14 protein-coding genes are annotated in these 15,476 nt (G+C 74.0%); 10 read left to right on the top strand and 4 right to left on the bottom strand.

The window, feature by feature from the left end; genetic code table 11:
• Positions 1–169: 169 nt before the first annotated feature.
• Positions 170–958, top strand: a complete 789-nt coding sequence (locus HGK34_RS06750; RefSeq protein ID WP_201845820.1) for an alpha/beta hydrolase — start codon at positions 170–172, stop codon at positions 956–958.
• Position 959: 1 nt separating this feature from the next.
• Positions 960–1,781, top strand: a complete 822-nt coding sequence (locus HGK34_RS06745; protein ID WP_201845819.1) for an alpha/beta fold hydrolase — start codon at positions 960–962, stop codon at positions 1,779–1,781.
• Positions 1,782–1,885: 104 nt separating this feature from the next.
• Here HGK34_RS06745 and HGK34_RS06740 read toward each other — a convergent pair whose 3' ends face one another.
• Positions 1,886–2,260 carry a cupin domain-containing protein gene (locus HGK34_RS06740; RefSeq protein WP_201845818.1) on the bottom strand — a complete coding sequence of 125 codons (375 nt, stop codon included), beginning with the start codon at positions 2,258–2,260 and terminating at the stop codon, positions 1,886–1,888.
• A 121-nt stretch (positions 2,261–2,381) separates the two neighbouring features.
• On the opposite strand from HGK34_RS06740, the gene HGK34_RS06735 reads away from it, so the two are divergent.
• The 4 genes from HGK34_RS06735 to HGK34_RS06720 all read left to right on the top strand — a co-directional run bounded on the left by HGK34_RS06735 (position 2,382) and on the right by HGK34_RS06720 (position 6,086).
• On the top strand, positions 2,382–3,650 hold the full coding sequence (locus HGK34_RS06735; protein WP_201845817.1) for an FAD-dependent oxidoreductase: 1,269 nt from the start codon (positions 2,382–2,384) through the stop codon (positions 3,648–3,650).
• A complete protein-coding gene (locus HGK34_RS06730; RefSeq protein ID WP_201845816.1) occupies positions 3,647–4,111 on the top strand; it encodes a MarR family winged helix-turn-helix transcriptional regulator in 465 nt (154 codons plus the stop codon). The genes HGK34_RS06735 and HGK34_RS06730 overlap by 4 nt, the downstream gene beginning before the upstream one ends.
• Positions 4,112–4,215: 104 nt before the next feature.
• Positions 4,216–5,253, top strand: a complete 1,038-nt coding sequence (locus HGK34_RS06725) for an ATP-binding cassette domain-containing protein (RefSeq protein WP_201845815.1) — start codon at positions 4,216–4,218, stop codon at positions 5,251–5,253.
• The gene (locus tag HGK34_RS06720) at positions 5,250–6,086 is read left to right on the top strand and encodes an ABC transporter permease (protein WP_201845814.1); all 837 of its coding nucleotides are present in this window, start codon (positions 5,250–5,252) and stop codon (positions 6,084–6,086) included. Before HGK34_RS06725 ends, HGK34_RS06720 begins: the two co-directional genes overlap by 4 nt.
• Here HGK34_RS06720 and HGK34_RS06715 read toward each other — a convergent pair.
• Both HGK34_RS06715 and HGK34_RS06710 read right to left on the bottom strand, forming a co-directional pair.
• The gene (locus HGK34_RS06715; RefSeq protein WP_201845813.1) at positions 6,068–9,457 is read right to left on the bottom strand and encodes an ATP-binding protein; all 3,390 of its coding nucleotides are present in this window, start codon (positions 9,455–9,457) and stop codon (positions 6,068–6,070) included. The genes HGK34_RS06720 and HGK34_RS06715 overlap by 19 nt on opposite strands.
• A gap of 25 nt (positions 9,458–9,482) precedes the next feature.
• Positions 9,483–10,373, bottom strand: coding sequence for an alcohol dehydrogenase catalytic domain-containing protein (locus HGK34_RS06710; protein WP_201845812.1), 891 nt, complete (start codon positions 10,371–10,373; stop codon positions 9,483–9,485).
• A gap of 128 nt (positions 10,374–10,501) precedes the next feature.
• Between HGK34_RS06710 and HGK34_RS06705 the strand changes: the two genes are divergently transcribed.
• A complete protein-coding gene (locus tag HGK34_RS06705) occupies positions 10,502–10,933 on the top strand; it encodes a winged helix-turn-helix transcriptional regulator (protein WP_201845811.1) in 432 nt (143 codons plus the stop codon).
• Between the two features lie 32 nt (positions 10,934–10,965).
• On the opposite strand, the gene HGK34_RS06700 is transcribed toward HGK34_RS06705, so the two are convergent.
• Positions 10,966–12,183 (bottom strand): TDT family transporter, encoded by a 1,218-nt coding sequence (locus tag HGK34_RS06700; protein WP_201845810.1) that lies wholly within the window; start codon positions 12,181–12,183, stop codon positions 10,966–10,968.
• A 94-nt stretch (positions 12,184–12,277) separates the two neighbouring features.
• On the opposite strand from HGK34_RS06700, the gene HGK34_RS06695 reads away from it, so the two are divergent.
• The 3 genes from HGK34_RS06695 to HGK34_RS06685 are packed head-to-tail and all read left to right on the top strand — an operon-like array spanning position 12,278 to position 15,360.
• The gene (locus tag HGK34_RS06695) at positions 12,278–13,180 is read left to right on the top strand and encodes a LysR substrate-binding domain-containing protein (RefSeq protein WP_201845809.1); all 903 of its coding nucleotides are present in this window, start codon (positions 12,278–12,280) and stop codon (positions 13,178–13,180) included.
• Positions 13,181–13,228: 48 nt separating this feature from the next.
• The gene (locus HGK34_RS06690; RefSeq protein WP_201845808.1) at positions 13,229–13,651 is read left to right on the top strand and encodes an ArsR/SmtB family transcription factor; all 423 of its coding nucleotides are present in this window, start codon (positions 13,229–13,231) and stop codon (positions 13,649–13,651) included.
• The gene (locus tag HGK34_RS06685; RefSeq protein ID WP_201845807.1) at positions 13,648–15,360 is read left to right on the top strand and encodes a SulP family inorganic anion transporter; all 1,713 of its coding nucleotides are present in this window, start codon (positions 13,648–13,650) and stop codon (positions 15,358–15,360) included. The genes HGK34_RS06690 and HGK34_RS06685 overlap by 4 nt, the downstream gene beginning before the upstream one ends.
• Positions 15,361–15,476: the final 116 nt, after the last annotated feature.

The raw sequence follows: 15,476 nt of genomic DNA, 5'->3' as shown, positions 1-15,476 counted from the left end.
GCGCGAACGGGGCCACGGGCGGCCCCGGGGCTCCGCGCCCGCGACGGTGCAGATGGCATGGCAGTGCAGGTGCAGGTGCAGGTGCAGGTGCAGTCATCTGACTGATGCGTCGCGGGCCGGTTCCGGAGCAGATTGGCATCACGCCCTCATCCGCTTCCGGAAGGCACCCATGAGCACCGTCATCTTCGTCCACGGACTGTGGCTGCACGCCACGTCCTGGGACCCCTGGATCGAACACTTCACCGCGGCCGGGCACGAGGCCCATGCGCCCGGCTGGCCCGGAACCCTGCCCACCGTCGAGGAGACCCGTGCGCACCCGGAGAGCGTCGGGGGGTACGGGATCGACGACGTGGTACGCCACTACGCCGACCACGTCGCGACCCTGGACGAACCGGTCGTCGCCGTCGGCCACTCGTTCGGCGGGCTGGTCGTGCAGCGGCTCCTGGCCGAGCGCCACGTCGCCGCCGCGGTCGCCGTCGACCCGGCCCCGGTCCGCGGCAACATCGTCCTGCCGCCGTCGTCCCTGCGGGTGGCGTCCGTCGCGCTGCGCAACCCGGCGAACTTCCGGGGCGCGGTGAGCCTGACGCCGTCGGAGTTCGCCTACGGGTTCGGCAACGAGCTCGACGAGGCCGAGTGCACCGAGCTGTACGAGCGCTGGACGGTCCCCTCACCGGGCCGCCCGCTCTTCGAGGACGCCGCAGCCAACCTGGTGCCGAGTTCACCGGCGGCCGTCGACTTCTCGGCCGAGCGCGGACCCCTCCTCCTCGTGGCCGGCGGCATGGACCACACGGTGCCCGCCTCGCTCACCCGGACCGCGCACAAGCTGTACTCCCGAAACTCCCACGAGGTGACCGACCTCGTGGAGCTCGTCGACCGCGGGCACTCGCTCACCGTGGACCACGGCTGGTCCGAGGTCGCCGATATCGCCATCGACTGGATCAAGGAAGCAGGTCTCTGACATGCCGTACATCACCACATCCGACGACGTCGACATCTTCTACAAGGACTGGGGTTCGGGCAGCCCGGTCGTGTTCTGCCACGGCTGGCCCCTGAACTCCGACGCCTGGGACCGGCAGCTCAAGGCCGTGGCCGACGCCGGGTACCGGGGCGTGGCCCACGACCGGCGCGGGCACGGACGCTCCACCCAGACGTTCACCGGCAACGACATGGACCACTACGCCGACGACCTCGCCACCCTGCTGGACGCGCTGGACCTGCGGGACGTCGTCCTGGTGGGCCACTCGACCGGCGGCGGCGAGGTGGCCCACTACCTCGGCCGGCACGGTTCGGCACGCGTGCGCAAGGCCGTGCTGCTCGGCGCCGTCCCGCCGCTGATGCTGCAGACGGAGGAGAACCCCGAGGGCACACCGTTGTCGGCGTTCGACGACATCCGCGCCGGGGTGCTGGCCGACCGCGCGCAGTTCTACCAGGACCTGTCGGTGCCGTTCTACGGCGGCAACCGGGAGGGCTCCACCGTCACCCAGGGGACGCGGGACCAGTTCTGGCGGCTGTCGATGCAGGCCGGCCTGGCGCCGGCGTACGACTGCATCGAGCAGTTCTCCGCCGTCGACTACACCGCGGACCTGGAGACGATCGACGTCCCGGTCCTCGTCGCCCACGGTGACGACGACCAGATCGTGCCGATCGCCGCGGCAGCGCTCAAGACGGCCGAGATCGTCAAGGACGCCACCCTCAAGGTGTACGAGGGAGCCCCGCACGGCCTGCACGGCGCCTACGAGGAGGAGTTCACGAAGGACCTCCTGGAGTTCGTCGCCGCCTGACGCGCGGCGGTGGCCCGGCACCCTGCCGGGCCACCGCCGGCGGCGCCGCGGCCCCGGTGACCGGCGTGACGCGCCCGTGCCTGCGCGCCCCCTCCCGGCGGCACTCAGCCGGCGGCCTCCATGTTCTTGGTGACCACGTCGAGGGTCGCCTGGAGCTGGTCGGTGGGGCTGAACTCCACGACCTCGGTGCCGGCGTACAGCACGGGCGTGTGCCCCGGCGGGACGAAGTAGGCGTCACCGGCCTCGAACGTCTCCTCGCCGGACGCCGTCCTGAAGGTGACCTTGCCCGCCCGGACGAATCCCCAGTGAGCGGCCTGGCACTGGTCACCGGGCAGCCCCTTGAAGAACTCCGCGAGGTCGGCGTCGGCCGTGTACTTCTCGAAGGCCACGGTGTAGCCCCCGTCGAAGTTCTCCATGTGCCCCTCGTAGCCCTCGACCTCGACGTGTTCCGAGGCGGTGGTCTTGGATGCCTTGGGCATGATTCCTCTCCTTCCAGCGGTGGATCCGAGAGAGTCCGTTCCCCGTTCCATTCCACCACCGCGCAGGGCGGCTCGCTCCCCCGCCCTGGCGTCCATTTATCTTAATGGTTAAGATACTTGCATGACCGAGCCCTCCACGCACCACACCACCTCCGTCGCGATCGCCGGCGCGGGCCTGTCAGGCCTGTGCCTCGCCCAGTACCTGCGCCTGCGCGGCATCGACGTCCGCGTCTACGAGCGCGACCCCGGCCCCTTCACCCGCCCCCAGGGCTACCGGATCACCGTCGACGCCGACGGCCTCACCGCCCTGCGCGACAGCCTCCCGCCGCACCTGTACGAGCTCGCGATCTCCGCGGCCGGCAACCCCGGCGGCTACTTCCGCTTCACCGACCAGCGCCTGCGCCAGGCCTTCAAGCTCAGCTTCGACGCCGACGACGACGCCGAACGGCAGATGGACCGCCAGGTGCTGCGCTCCGTGCTCCTGCTCGGCCTGGAGGACCGGGTCCACTACCGCCACGAGGTGACCGCCGTCGAGCCCACCGCCGACGGCCGCGCCCTGCTCCGCCTCGAGAACGGCCGGCACGTCACCGCCGACGCGGTGATCGCCGCCGACGGCATCGGCTCGGCGCTGCGCGACCGGATCGCCCCCGACGGCGCCCCTCGCGACACGGGGATGGCGGGCGTCTACGGACGGACCCCGCTGGTGCAGAACGGCACGCGGATCCTCCCCGACGCGCTCGACCGCAGCGGCGTCCTCGCCCTCGGCGACCGCACCGGGCGCGCGGTCTTCTTCACCACCATGGAGTTCGCCCGGCCACCCGCCCAGGCCTTCGCCCGGCACGCCCCCGGCGCACCCGCCCCCGACATCGAGGACTACATCATGTGGGGCGTCGTCCTGCCCCGGCCCGAGATCCCCGCCGGAGCCGCCGTGAACGACCCGGTGGCCCTCCGGCAGCTCGCCCTCGCCACCGCCGCCGACCACCACCCGTTCATCCGTCGCCTCATCGAGACCAGCGACCCCGCGGCCACGATCCTCAGCACGTTCGCGGCCGGAAGCCGGCCCGGACCCTGGGCGCTCCCGAACGCCGCCGCGACGGGCGACGCCGTCCACGCGATGCCGCCCTTCGGAGCTCACGGCGGCAACACCGCCCTGCGCGACGCCGCACTCCTCGGCGCTAAACTGGCCGCCGCGTACGCCGCAGGCGGCTCGTCCGACGCGATCACCGCGGCACTCGCCGCCTACCGCGACGAGATGATCCCCTACGCCTTCAAGGCCGTCGACCTGGCCGAGGGCATGATGCGGCGTCTGACCGGCAGCAAGGGAGTGCAGCAATGGGTGATGCTCAAGCTTCTGCCGAGCCTGCACCGCCCCCTGCTCCCGGCGACGTGAGTGCCGGGCGCCGCGAGGCGGTGCTGGACGACTACCTGGCGACCGGCCGTGACGAGTCACGCCTGTCCCTGATGTTCCGCACCGCCGTCGCGGCCCGGCTCGGGCTCACGGTCACCGACATGGAATGCCTCGACTTCCTCATGGAGCGCGGCAGCGCCACCGCGGGCGAGCTCGCCCGGCAGACGCACCTCACCACGGGCGCGATCACCAGCATGATCCGCCGTCTGGAGAAGGCGGGGTACCTCACGGCCGAACGGGACCCCGCCGACCGGCGCCGTGTCATCGTCACGCCCGATCCCGAGGGCCTCGGACGCGGTGCCGCGCTGTACTCCCCGTACGTCGACGAGGTCGTCTCCCTGACCGCCGGCTACACCGCCGACGAGCTCGCCTTCCTGGCCCGTCACCAGCGCGCCATGGCGGAGATCTACCGCGGCCGGCTCGACGCCCTCACCGAGGCGTGACCGGCAGCCGCGGGCCGCGGCAGCGCCCTGCGGTGACGGAGCCGGACAGCACCGTGACAGTGCCGTGACAGCACCGTGCGAGCGCGCCCCCGCAGGCTGAGGCCATGACAACGAACGCGATCGAGGCCACCGGCCTCGTCAAGGTCTTCGGCCGGAACCGCGCCGTCGACGGCGTCGACCTCACCGTGCCCACGGGCTCCGTGTACGGGGTGCTGGGGCCCAACGGCGCAGGCAAGACCACCACGATCAAGATGCTCGCCACGCTTCTGCGCCCCGACGGCGGCTCCGCCCGCGTCCTGGGCCACGACGTCGTGCGCGAGCCCCAGGCGGTGCGCGCCCTGATCGGCGTCACCGGCCAGTACGCGTCGGTGGACGAGGACATGAGCGCCACGGAGAATCTCGTGCTGTTCGGGCGGCTGCTGGGCCTGTCCACGCGGGCCGCGCGCACCAAGGCGGTGGAACTGCTGGAGGAGTTCGGCCTGTCCGACGCCGCCCGTCGTCCCCTCAAGCAGTTCAGCGGCGGCATGCGCCGCCGTCTGGACCTGGCCGCAAGCCTCATCGCCCGGCCACCGCTGATCTTCCTGGACGAGCCCACCACCGGCCTGGACCCACGCACCCGCAACCAGATGTGGGACACCGTCCGGCGCCTGGTCGCCGAGGGCTCCACGGTGCTGCTCACCACGCAGTACCTCGACGAGGCCGACCAGCTCGCCGACCGCATCGCGGTCATCGACCGCGGGCAGGTCGTGGCCGAGGGCACCGCCGACGACCTCAAGCGATCGGTGGGCGCCCAGGCCCTCCAGGTGACGGTTCCCACCACCACGCCGCCCGGCGGCGCGCCGCCGGCCGACGCCGCCGCACGCGCCCTGGCGGCGGTCACCGGGCACGACGCCGCCCGGACCGCGCTCGGAGGTCCGGACGCGGACGGCAGCGTCCGCCTCACCGTGCCGCTGGAGTCGCCCGACCATGTGGCCGACGTCCTGCTGCGGCTGCGCGAGGACCGTGTGGACATCCTCGGGCTGAGCCTGTCCAGGCCGAGCCTCGACGAGGTGTTCCTGACGCTGACCGGCCACACCGCCGAGCAACAGGACCCCGAGGCCGAGAACCCGAACGAGACCCCGAAGGTGCAGGTGCCCGCATGACCGCCGCGACCCTCACGACCGCGCCCGCCGCGCCGTCGCCCACCTCCGCTCCCGTGCCCCCGCCTGCCGGCGGCGTCGCCGCGGCCGCACGCCAGTCCGTGGCCATGGCCTGGCGGGGTCTGGTCAAGATCCGGCGCACGCCGGAGCAGCTGTTCGACGTCACGCTGCAGCCGATCATCTTCACGCTGATGTTCACCTACATCTTCGGCGGCGCCATCGCCGGCAGCGTGCAGGACTACCTGCCGACCATCATCCCGGGCATCCTCGTGCAGACCGTCATCACGACCTCGGTCGTGACGGGGACACAGCTGCGCGAGGACATGGACAAGGGGGTCTTCGACCGGTTCCGCTCGCTGCCGATCGCCCGCATCGCACCGCTGGCCGGGGCACTGCTCGCCGACTCCGTCCGCTACCTCATCGCCACGACCCTCACGATCGTGATGGGCCTGATCATGGGGTGGCGGCCCGGCGGCGGGGTCCTGGCGGTGGTCGGCGCCGGGCTGCTGGTGATGTTCGTCGCCTGGGCGGTGAGCTGGATCTGGGCGTTCGTCGGGATGATCGCCCGCACGGCGTCGTCGGTGCAGGGCATCTCGATGCTGATCATGTTCCCGCTGACGTTCCTGTCCAACGCCTTCGTCCCGGCCGACACGCTGCCGGGCTGGCTGCGCTCGTTCGTCCAGGTGAACCCGGTGTCCCACCTGGTCACGGCGGTCCGCGAGCTGACCGGGACGGGCACCGCGACCAGCGAGGTGACCTGGACGCTCGTGGGCGCGGCACTGGTGGTCGTCGTGCTCGCGCCGCTGGCCGTGCGCGCCTACATGCGCAAGGCCTGATCCTCGTCGGCGGGGACCTCCAGGAGCGTCAGGGCGCGCGCCGGGAGGTCCTCGCGCGGCATGCGCGAGGCGGCGGCACGGGCGGCGCTCACGGCGTCGTCCCCGTACCGGCGCGTGAGCAGCGCGAACAACCGCTCGTGCCGCAGCGCCACCATGTCCTGACGAGCACCCATGACCTCGCCCAGGGCCACGAGCTCCAGGGCGGCGCCGCCCGCCGCGGCGGTGGCGTCCGAGCCCAGCGCCCGGTGCACCCCGACGCCCAGGCAGGCCGTACCCACCACCGGATGGTCCATCGGCCTGGTGTTCCACCGCCGGTAGATGCCGACGGCGTCGATCACCCGGGACAGGACCTCCGCGGCCCGGGCCTCCCCGCCCACCGCGGTACCGGAATCCTGGCTCCCGCCGGTGCGGCCGTGCTCGGCCAGGCGCACCAGGTAGGCGGATCCCAGGATGATCACCCAGGGTGTGTGCGGCCCGGGCCCGTCACCGGCGGAGATCGCGGCGATCGCCCGCTCGTACCAGGTGAACGCCACGGACACGTCCCCGCGTGCCAGCGAGATCTCCGCACGGTACGACTCCGCGGCGGCCAGGACGTCGCGTCCACCGGCCTCGTCGTCACGCGCCGCCTCCAGGCGTGCGCACACCTCCTCGGCCCGCCGCAGGTCCCCCTCCTCGAGCGCCACGGCGAGATCGATCCCGTCCAGCTGCCGCTGCATGGCGTGCGCCCCGAGCTCGTCCAGCAGCGCACGCGCCGTGGCGGACCACTGCGCCGCCGTGACCAGGTCGCCCTGCTCGGCGGCGCACGAGGCCACGTACATCGCGCCGGCGGCGCGGGTGGCGACGTCGCCCACGTCGCGGCCGCGTTCGTACGCCCGCAGCGAGCGCTCCAGCGCCAGCTGGATCCGGCCCGCGTTCTCCGCCTCCTGAGCCACGCCCATGCACGCGAGGAACCCGATCAGCGGGTCCGGGTGGTCACCCAGCCCGGCCAGCCCGGCCAGTGCCTCCTGGGGCGTCGACAAGGCGTGCTCGGCGATCACGCGGGTGCGCTCGCCGATCCCGGGGTGGTCCCGCAGCAGCCGCCGCAGCCGGGCCAGCGGCCGGGCAGCGTTCCCGCCGCCGGGGAACTGCGCGGCCCCCACGGCGAGCAGCAGCGCGAGCGCCGTCGTGCCCGCCTGCTCCTCGGGTACCTGCCACCCGGTCACGGCGTCGTTCAGCAGCGGGACCAGACCCAGGATCCGTTCCCCGGCGTCGCTGACCATCCACACCCCGCCGAGCATGACGAACAGCCGGACGACGACGTCGGGGCGCGCCGGCCCCGCCGCGCCCGGCCGCGCCGCCTCGCGCAGCGCGAACAGCAGGTTGTCGCTCTCCCGCGCCAGCTCGGCCACCACGCCGGGCTGTCCCGGCCCCAGGAAGTCCGCCTCGCAGCGGGCCGCGACACCCAGGGCCCACGCCCACAGGGCCTCACGCACCGTCTCCTCCTCGCCGGCCTCGGACAGGCGCAGCAGGCCGAACTCCCGCACGGTCTCGAGCATCCGGTAGCGCACGTCGCCGTCGGGCTCCGTGACGGTCAGCAGGGACTGGGCGACCAGCCCGTCGACGTCGTCGAGCACGTCGAACAGGTGCTCGCCGCCGTTCGGCGCGCCCCCGGTGTCCGTCCCGGCGCGGCCGAGCACCGCGACCGCCCGTGCGGGGACGCCGTCGGGCAGCACCGCGACGCGGCGCCACAGTGCCCGCTGGCCGTCCGTCAGCAGGTTCCAGCTCCAGTCGATCACCGCCTCCAGGGTGCGGTGCCGGTCCGGGGCGCTGCGGTCCCCGCCGCGCAGCAGCGCGAAGCGGGCGTCGAGGTGCCGCTCGATCTCCTCCACGGACAGGGTGCGGACGCGCGCGGCCGCCAGTTCGATGGCCAGCGGCAGCCCGTCCAGGCGGTCGCACAGGCGCGCCACGACGTCGTCGGCCAGCGACGCGCCGGGCCGGGCGGCGCGCGCACGCTGGCGGAACAGCTCGACGGCGGGCCCGGTCCCGCCGCCGTGGCGCGAGACGAGCGGTGCCAGCGGGTACACCTGCTCGGCGGTAAGCTGGAGCGGGGAACGGCTGGTGGCGAGGAGCCGCACGCCCGGGCCGGCGGCGAGCAGTTCGCCCGCCCAGCGCGCGGCGCCGTCGGCGACGTGCTCGCAGTTGTCCAGGACCACCAGCAGGCTCGCGCCCCGGACGCGCGCGGCGATCTGCTCGTGCAGGTCGCCGGCGAGCAGCCGGTCGGCAAGCCGTGTCGTGGCTGATCCCGCCGACACGCCCAGACCATCCGCCACGGCGAGCACGACGTCGTCGTCGGTGCGCACTCCGGCCAGCTCGACCATCACCACGTGCCGCTCGGCACGGGCCACCTCCCGGGCCAGGCGGGTCTTGCCCAGCCCGCCCGGGCCGAGCACCGTGACCAGCCGGTGGGTGCGCAGGAGTCCGGAGACGGCCGCGACGTCCTCCTCCCGCCCCAGGAGCGGCGTGGCCTCGGCGGGCAGGCCGCGCCGAGCGGGCCCCGCCGGGGACAGGAGCCCGTCGTGCAGGGCGGTGATGTCCGGGGCCGGGTCCGTGCCGAGCTCGGCGACGAGCTGGTGCCGCAGTCCGGCATAGACCCGTACGGCCTCGTCGGGACGACCCGTGGCGACGAGCGCGGTCATGAGGTCGCGTGCGGCGTCCTCGTCGAGAGGGTCCGCCTCCAGCGCCGCCCGGGCCAGCGCGGCAAGGGTGTCGTGATCGGCGGTCCTGCGGGCGGCCGTGCGGCGCAGGGTCAGCAGTTCGGTGCGCACCCGGCGCGCGGCGTCCGCGAGTTCGGCGGCGACCCCGGGCGAGTGGCCTGCCAGGTCCTCCCCCGGGGCCGCCCGCCACAGCGCGAGCGCGCGGTCCAGCACGGCCGCGGCCTCGGTTCCGGGCTCGGTTCCGGGCTCGGTGTCATGCCCGGCTGCGCGCCCGGCCCCGGGATCGGTGCCGGACGCGCCCCCGGCCGACGTGAGCAGGGTCCTGGCCCGCGCGGCGGCGTCGCGGGCCAGGTCCAGATCGGTCGGCACGTCGAGCCCGTACCCGCCGGGGCCGGAGCGCACGGTTCCGGGGGCCACCGCCCGCAGCCGTGACACCAGCGACTGCAGGGCCGCTCGCGGCACGGCGGGCAGGTCCTCGCCCCAGAGGGTGTCCACCAGCGTGGCGACCGGTACCGGGCGCGGCGCGGCCAGCGCGAGAACGGCGAGCAGCACGCCGGTGCGGTGCCCGCTCGGCGCGACCGGAACGGTGTCGGGCAGCACCTCGACGGGGCCGAGCACCGCGACGCCCGGCCTGTCCGGCGTGGCCGCGCTCACGCCGGACGGGTCGGAGTGCTGCATGGCATCCGAGCCTACCGGGCCGGGGTCAGGGAACGATGAGCCAGCGCCCGCGCTGCCCTCCCCCGGCCACCTTGGCGTAGGCGGTCTCGGCCTCGGCCAGCGCCACCTGGCCGGCGACCCGGGCCGTCAGGGTGCCGTCGAGGTGGAGCGCGAGGAGCTCGGCGAGCCGCTCCGCGTCGGGCTGGATGAACACGTCGACCGGCTCGATCCCGCGCTCGGGCGCGACCGGAGTGGGCGGCTGGACGCCGACGAACGCACCTCCGTCGCGGACCGCGCCGATCGCGTCGCCCTGGAGCGCGGCGGCGTCGAACAGCGCGTCGAACCTGCCCGCCTGGATCGTGGTGAGCAGTTCGACGGCACCGGCGTCGCGGACCACGTCCGCGTCGCCGGACCGGGCGAGCCCCGAGACCCGCCAGCCCTCGCGGGCCGCCATCTCGGTGGCGTAGCCGCCGACGCCGCCGGCCGCACCCGTGATCAGCAGGCTGCGGCCGTCGGCCGGGCCGAGCAGGTCGAGGCCCTGGCGTGCGGTGAGCGCGTTCAGCGGGATCGATCCGGCGGCGATCAGGTCGAGGCCGTCGGGGACCGGTGCCGCGTGCGCCGCGGGGACGACGACGCTCTCGGCGTGCGTCCGGCTCGGCGCCGTGAAGTCGTGGTGCATCGCGGCGACCCGGTCGCCCACCGCGAACCCGGTGACCTCCTGCCCGACCTCCGTGACCGTGCCGCTGACGTCCATGCCCAGGCCGGCCCGCTCCGGGACGCCGAACGTGGCGCGGCCCAGATCGGTGGCGAGGAACACGTCGGAGGCGTTGACCGCGGCAGCGGCGACCTCGATCCGCAGGCCGGCGGGACCGACCGGAGCGGGTTCGACGTCGATGAGCAAGGGGGTGGCTCCCGGCCGTGTGACGAGGGATCGCATGGGTACTTCCTTCGGTCGAGGTGCATTCGGTACGTCCAGGACCACGCCTGGACGCACTTACTGTGCGAGAGCTACTCTCCGTTGGGAAGTAGGCACTTTGAAGTCGGGTACGCACCTGGAGGTATGCCATGGCGGGGACGACGACGGTCGCGCGCGAGGAGTCAGCCGGTCCGGCCGATCCGGAGGGTTCGCGCTATACGGACTGCTTCAACGCGCTGAGCGCCGACTGCCCGAGCCGGCGCCTGCTGGACACGATCGGCGACAAGTGGGTCACGCTCGTGCTCGTCGCGCTCGGATGGCGCAGCCCGATGCGGTACTCCGAGCTCGCGTCACGCATCGAGGGCGTCAGCCAGAAGATGCTCACCCAGACCCTGCGCAGGCTCGAACGGGACGGCCTGGTCACACGCACCGTCACCCCGTCGGTCCCGGTCCGCGTCGACTACGCGATCACCCCGCTGGGCACGTCGCTCGTGGCCGTGGTCGGGCGGCTCAAGGTCTGGGCCGAACGGCACATGACCGACGTGGACGCGGCCCGCGCCGCCTACGACGAGGGCCGCTGACGCCACGGGTGCAGCGGCCCGGGCGCCCGTGATCAGCGGGCGAGCACCGAAGCCGGTACCGGTGTCGGAGCGGGTGTCGGGGCCGGAGCGGCAGCCGGCGCCCTGAGGAGACGCCCGGACCACGTGCCGGCCACGGTGCGCGCGAGCACCACGGCCCACGCGAGGACCAGCAGCGCGAACAGGGTGCCTGCGGCGACCCGGTACGCCAGGAGCCCGGTGACGTCCGCGAGTCCCGACAGACCGGTGACCACGGTCCCGACCGGGAACGTGAACGACCACCAGGTCAGGCTGAAGGGCAGGCCGGAATCCTGCGTCCGCGCGGTGCGGAGGGTGATCAGCGCCGCGAGCGCGAGCCACAGCAGCGCGAACCCGATGACCGGCACCCCGTAGACGAGGGTGAGCGCACGCAGGGCGGGTCCGTACGGGTCGCCCACGACGCCGGGCGCGAGCTGACCGAGGTGGTGCGCCGCGGTGACCGACTGGCCCAGCGGGCCGAGCACGATCCACACCGTGGGCACCGCACCGGCCGCCCCGACCCCGTGGTGCAGCAGCCGGTTCCAGACGAACGTGATCACGACGAGGCTCGCCAGCAGCGTCAGCCCGAAGCACATGTAGCAGGCCAGCAGGAGCGTCTCGCGGGCCTGACCGGCCGGGAGGTGGGGCACGAGCAGCGCGCCCGTGGCGGCACTGACCATCGGGGGCACGACCGGCATCAGCCAGCCGCCGAACGCGGAGTCCTGGCGCACCTCGTGACCGGTGAACGCCTTGTACGGCACCAGGACCGCGGTCACGAGACCGAGCAGCGTCCCGGCCGACCACAGCACGACGTCGACCGCGAGCGCCGGCCCCGTGCCGATCAGCCGGTGTCCGGCGACCATCGCGCCGGCGCCGACCGTCATCAGCGCCATGGCGGGAGCGCCGTAGAAGTGGGACATCACGGGGTCGTCCAGGTGTCCGCGGGCGACGCGGGGGTGGTGCCTGTGGTGCGCGGCGGTGGCGCCCAGGACCACCACGAGGAGCACGGTCGCCAGGACCCAGACCCCTGCCGCGGCCGTCTCGGCGTACGGAACGGGGAAGGGGAGCCCGGCCAGTGCGACGGCGATGATTCCGGTTCCCATCACGGACGCGAACCAGTTGGGTCCGATGAAGCCGACGGGGGACGCGCCGGCGAGCTCGGCCAGAGGCCGGCTGATGCGGCCGGCTCGCCCGGCGTACTCGGTGGCCCCTCGGTCCAGGGCGGTGGCGGTCATGGCTCCAGCCTGCGTGCGGCGCGCGCTCACCGGTAGTGACCCGTCCCCTGTGCCGCCACAGGAGATCCCTGTGGCCCCGGGGTACGGTGACGGAATGGATCTGCTGCCCGACCTCCCGGCCCTGCGCCTGCTCACCGATGTCGCGCGGCTGGGGAGCATCGGGGCCGCCGCCCGCGCGGCGGGGATCTCGCAGCAGTCGGCCTCCGAGCGCCTGCGCACGGTCGAGGCGCAGACCGGACTGGTCCTGATCCGTCGCGCGACGACCGGCTCGACGCTGACGGCGGCCGGGCGGCTCCTGATCGAGTGGAGCCGGCCGCTGCTGGAGCAGGCCGACGAGATCGACCTCGCCCTGCGAACCCTGCGTGAGGAGCACTCCCGGGAGCTGCGTGTCTACGCCAGCATGACCACGGCCGAGTTCGTGCTGCCCCGGCTGCTCGTGAGGCTGCGGCGGGAGCGCGACACGACGGCGAGCCTGCACGCCACCAACTCGGAGACCGTCCTCGACGCCGTCCGCGGCGGACTGGCGGACGTGGGCTTCATCGAGGGCCCGGCGGACCTGGGCCGTCTCGCCTCACGCGTGGTCGACCACGACGTGCTCGTCCTGGTCGCGGAGCCCGGTGATCCCTGGCTGCGTCGCCGCAGGCCGCTGACCGCCGGGGAGATCGCCGGGCGCCGGCTCACCAGCCGGGAGCCCGGGTCGGGGACGCGCCAGGTGGTCGAGAACGCGTTCCGCGCGCTCGGCGTCGGACCGCCGGGTTCCGAGGTGGAGCTGACCACGACGGCGGCGATCCTGGCCGCGGTCCGCGCGGGGAGCCCGCCCACCTTCGTCAGCGGCCGGGCGGCACGGGGCGAGATCGAGGCCGGCCGCCTGGGCGAGGTCGCCACGTCCGGCCTGGACCTGCGCCGGGACTTCACCGCGGTGTGGGTCGGCAGCGCCCGCCCGCCGGCCGGCCCGGTACGCGACCTGCTCGGCATCGCCGCCGGGACCTCGGGCTGAGGCCCGCCGCGGGCACATGACTTGATGGATTGCTAAACTCACCAATCGATGGACACTCAGCCGCTCTACCAGATCAAGGCAGACCTCTTCAAGGCCCTCGGGCACCCCACCCGCATCCAGGTGCTGGAGGTCCTGGCCGCCGCACCCGACCACACCGCGGCCGTGGCCCGGCTCGCCGAGGTGACCCGCGCGGAGGCGTCCCAGCTCTCCCAGCACCTCGCGGTACTCAAGCGAGCCGGCGTCGTCACGGCCACCCGGACCGGGAACGCCGTGCACTACCGGCTGGCCGAACCGCTCGTCGCCGAGCTTCTCGTGGTCGCGCGCGCCTTCCTGCTCTCCACCCTCAGCGCGGGCCGCGACGGCGCCGCGCAGCAACTCGCCGCCGCTCGCGACCTGCCCGCACTGCCCGGTGCCAGCGCCCGGACCGTCCTGGCCGCCACCCACGCCGCAGACGCCGGGTCACGTGCATGACCGCGCGTGATCTCGTCGCGCGGCTCGACCTGCGCGGCCTCCTGCCCACCCGCACCGACTACGACCTGAGGCCCCGCACCTTCCGCGCGGACCTCGCGGCGGGAATCACCGTCGGCGTCGTCGCCCTCCCGCTGGCCCTCGCCTTCGGCATCAGCTCCGGTGTGGGCCCGGCGGCGGGCCTGGTCACGGCGGTGATCGCGGGCGTCGTCGCGGCGGTGTTCGGCGGCTCCAACGTCCAGGTCAGCGGACCCACCGGCGCGATGGCCGTGGTCCTGGCGCCGATCGTGGCCCGGCACGGTCTCGGCTCGGTGGCCCTGGTGACCGTCGGCGCCGGGCTCATCGTGCTCACGCTCGGCATCCTCCGGCTCGGCCGCGTCGTCACCTACCTCCCCTGGCCCGTGGTCGAGGGCTTCACGCTCGGCATCGCCGCCATCATCTTCCTGCAGCAGATCCCGCACGCTCTCGCGGTGGCGGCACAGGCCGGGCACAACACGTTCGTCACGGCACTCGTCGCGATCGCCGACGCCGTCCGGGAGCCGGACGCGGCCACGCTCTGGACACTGGGCATCGTCGCGGCCGTGGTGGCGATCATGGTCCTGCTCCCCCGGATCAGCCGGGGACTTCCGGCCTCCCTCGTCGCCGTCACCGTCGTCACCGTGGCGGCCGAGCTCGCCGGCGCGCCGGCACCCCGGATCGACCAGCTGCCCTCCGCGCTCCCGGTCCCCCACCTGCCCGGCATCACGCCGGACGCCGTCCGCGACGTGTTCGGCGCCATGATCGCCATCGCCGCGCTGGCCGCGATCGAGTCCCTGCTGTCCGCACGGGTCGCCGCCACCATGCCCACCGACCGCGGCGGGACCGGACCCTACGAGCCCGACCGGGAACTGGTCGGCCAGGGTCTCGCCTCCGTGGCGAGCGGGATGTTCGGCGGGATGCCCGCCACCGGCGCCATCGCGCGCACCGCGGTCAACGTCCGCTCCGGCGGGCGCACGCGGCTCGCCGCCGTCGTCCACTCCCTGGTGGTTCTCGGTGTGATCTACCTCGCGACCGGTCCGGTGTCCCGGATCCCGCTGGCCGCGCTGGCGGGGGTGCTCATGGTGACGTCCTTCCGGATGGTGCACGCCGCCACCGTGCGGGCGGTGCTCACCTCGACCCGGTCCGACGCCGCGACGTTCGTCGTCACCGCGATCATCACCGTCGCGTTCGACCTCATCGAGGCCGTGCAGATCGGGCTGCTCGTCGCCGCCTTCCTGACGCTGCGGCACATCGCCCGCGCCTCGTCGGTGCACCGCGACCCGCTGCCCGGCCTGGCCAGTCCCGGTGACGAGCACATCGCGCTGTACCGGCTCGAGGGCGCCATGTTCTTCGGGGCGTCCGGGCGCATTCTCGACGAGGTGACCCGCGCCAGCCGACGCGACGACGTGCGCGTGGTGATCCTGCGGCTGTCCCAGGTCCGGCTGGTCGACGCCACCGGGGCCAACGCCCTGGCCGAACTCATCACGGAGCTCGAACAGCGCGGGGTGACCGTGCTGGTCAAGGGCGTGCAGGACAGGCACCGCACGCTGCTGGTCAACGTGGGCGCCCTCCAGCGGCTGCGCCACGAGAGCCATCTGTTCACCACCCTCGACGCGGCGATCACCCATGCCCGCTCGCATGTCGACCGCGAGGCGCGTCCGGCACCCGGGGATCCCCGCCACGCCACGGCCTGAGGACCGCGACGTCGTGACCCGCCGCGGGCACGACGCCGGCCGCCTCGGCTCCTTCGGAGCCGTCGCCCCGCGCGGGCGGCGTCGAGCAGGGCGCCCGGACCCCGGCCTCCGCCACG

It is taken from the genome of Myceligenerans indicum (assembly GCF_016742955.1).
GTDB classification, from domain to species: Bacteria; Actinomycetota; Actinomycetes; order Actinomycetales; family Cellulomonadaceae; genus Myceligenerans; species Myceligenerans indicum.
This window is presented reverse-complemented; position numbering and strand designations above follow the sequence as displayed.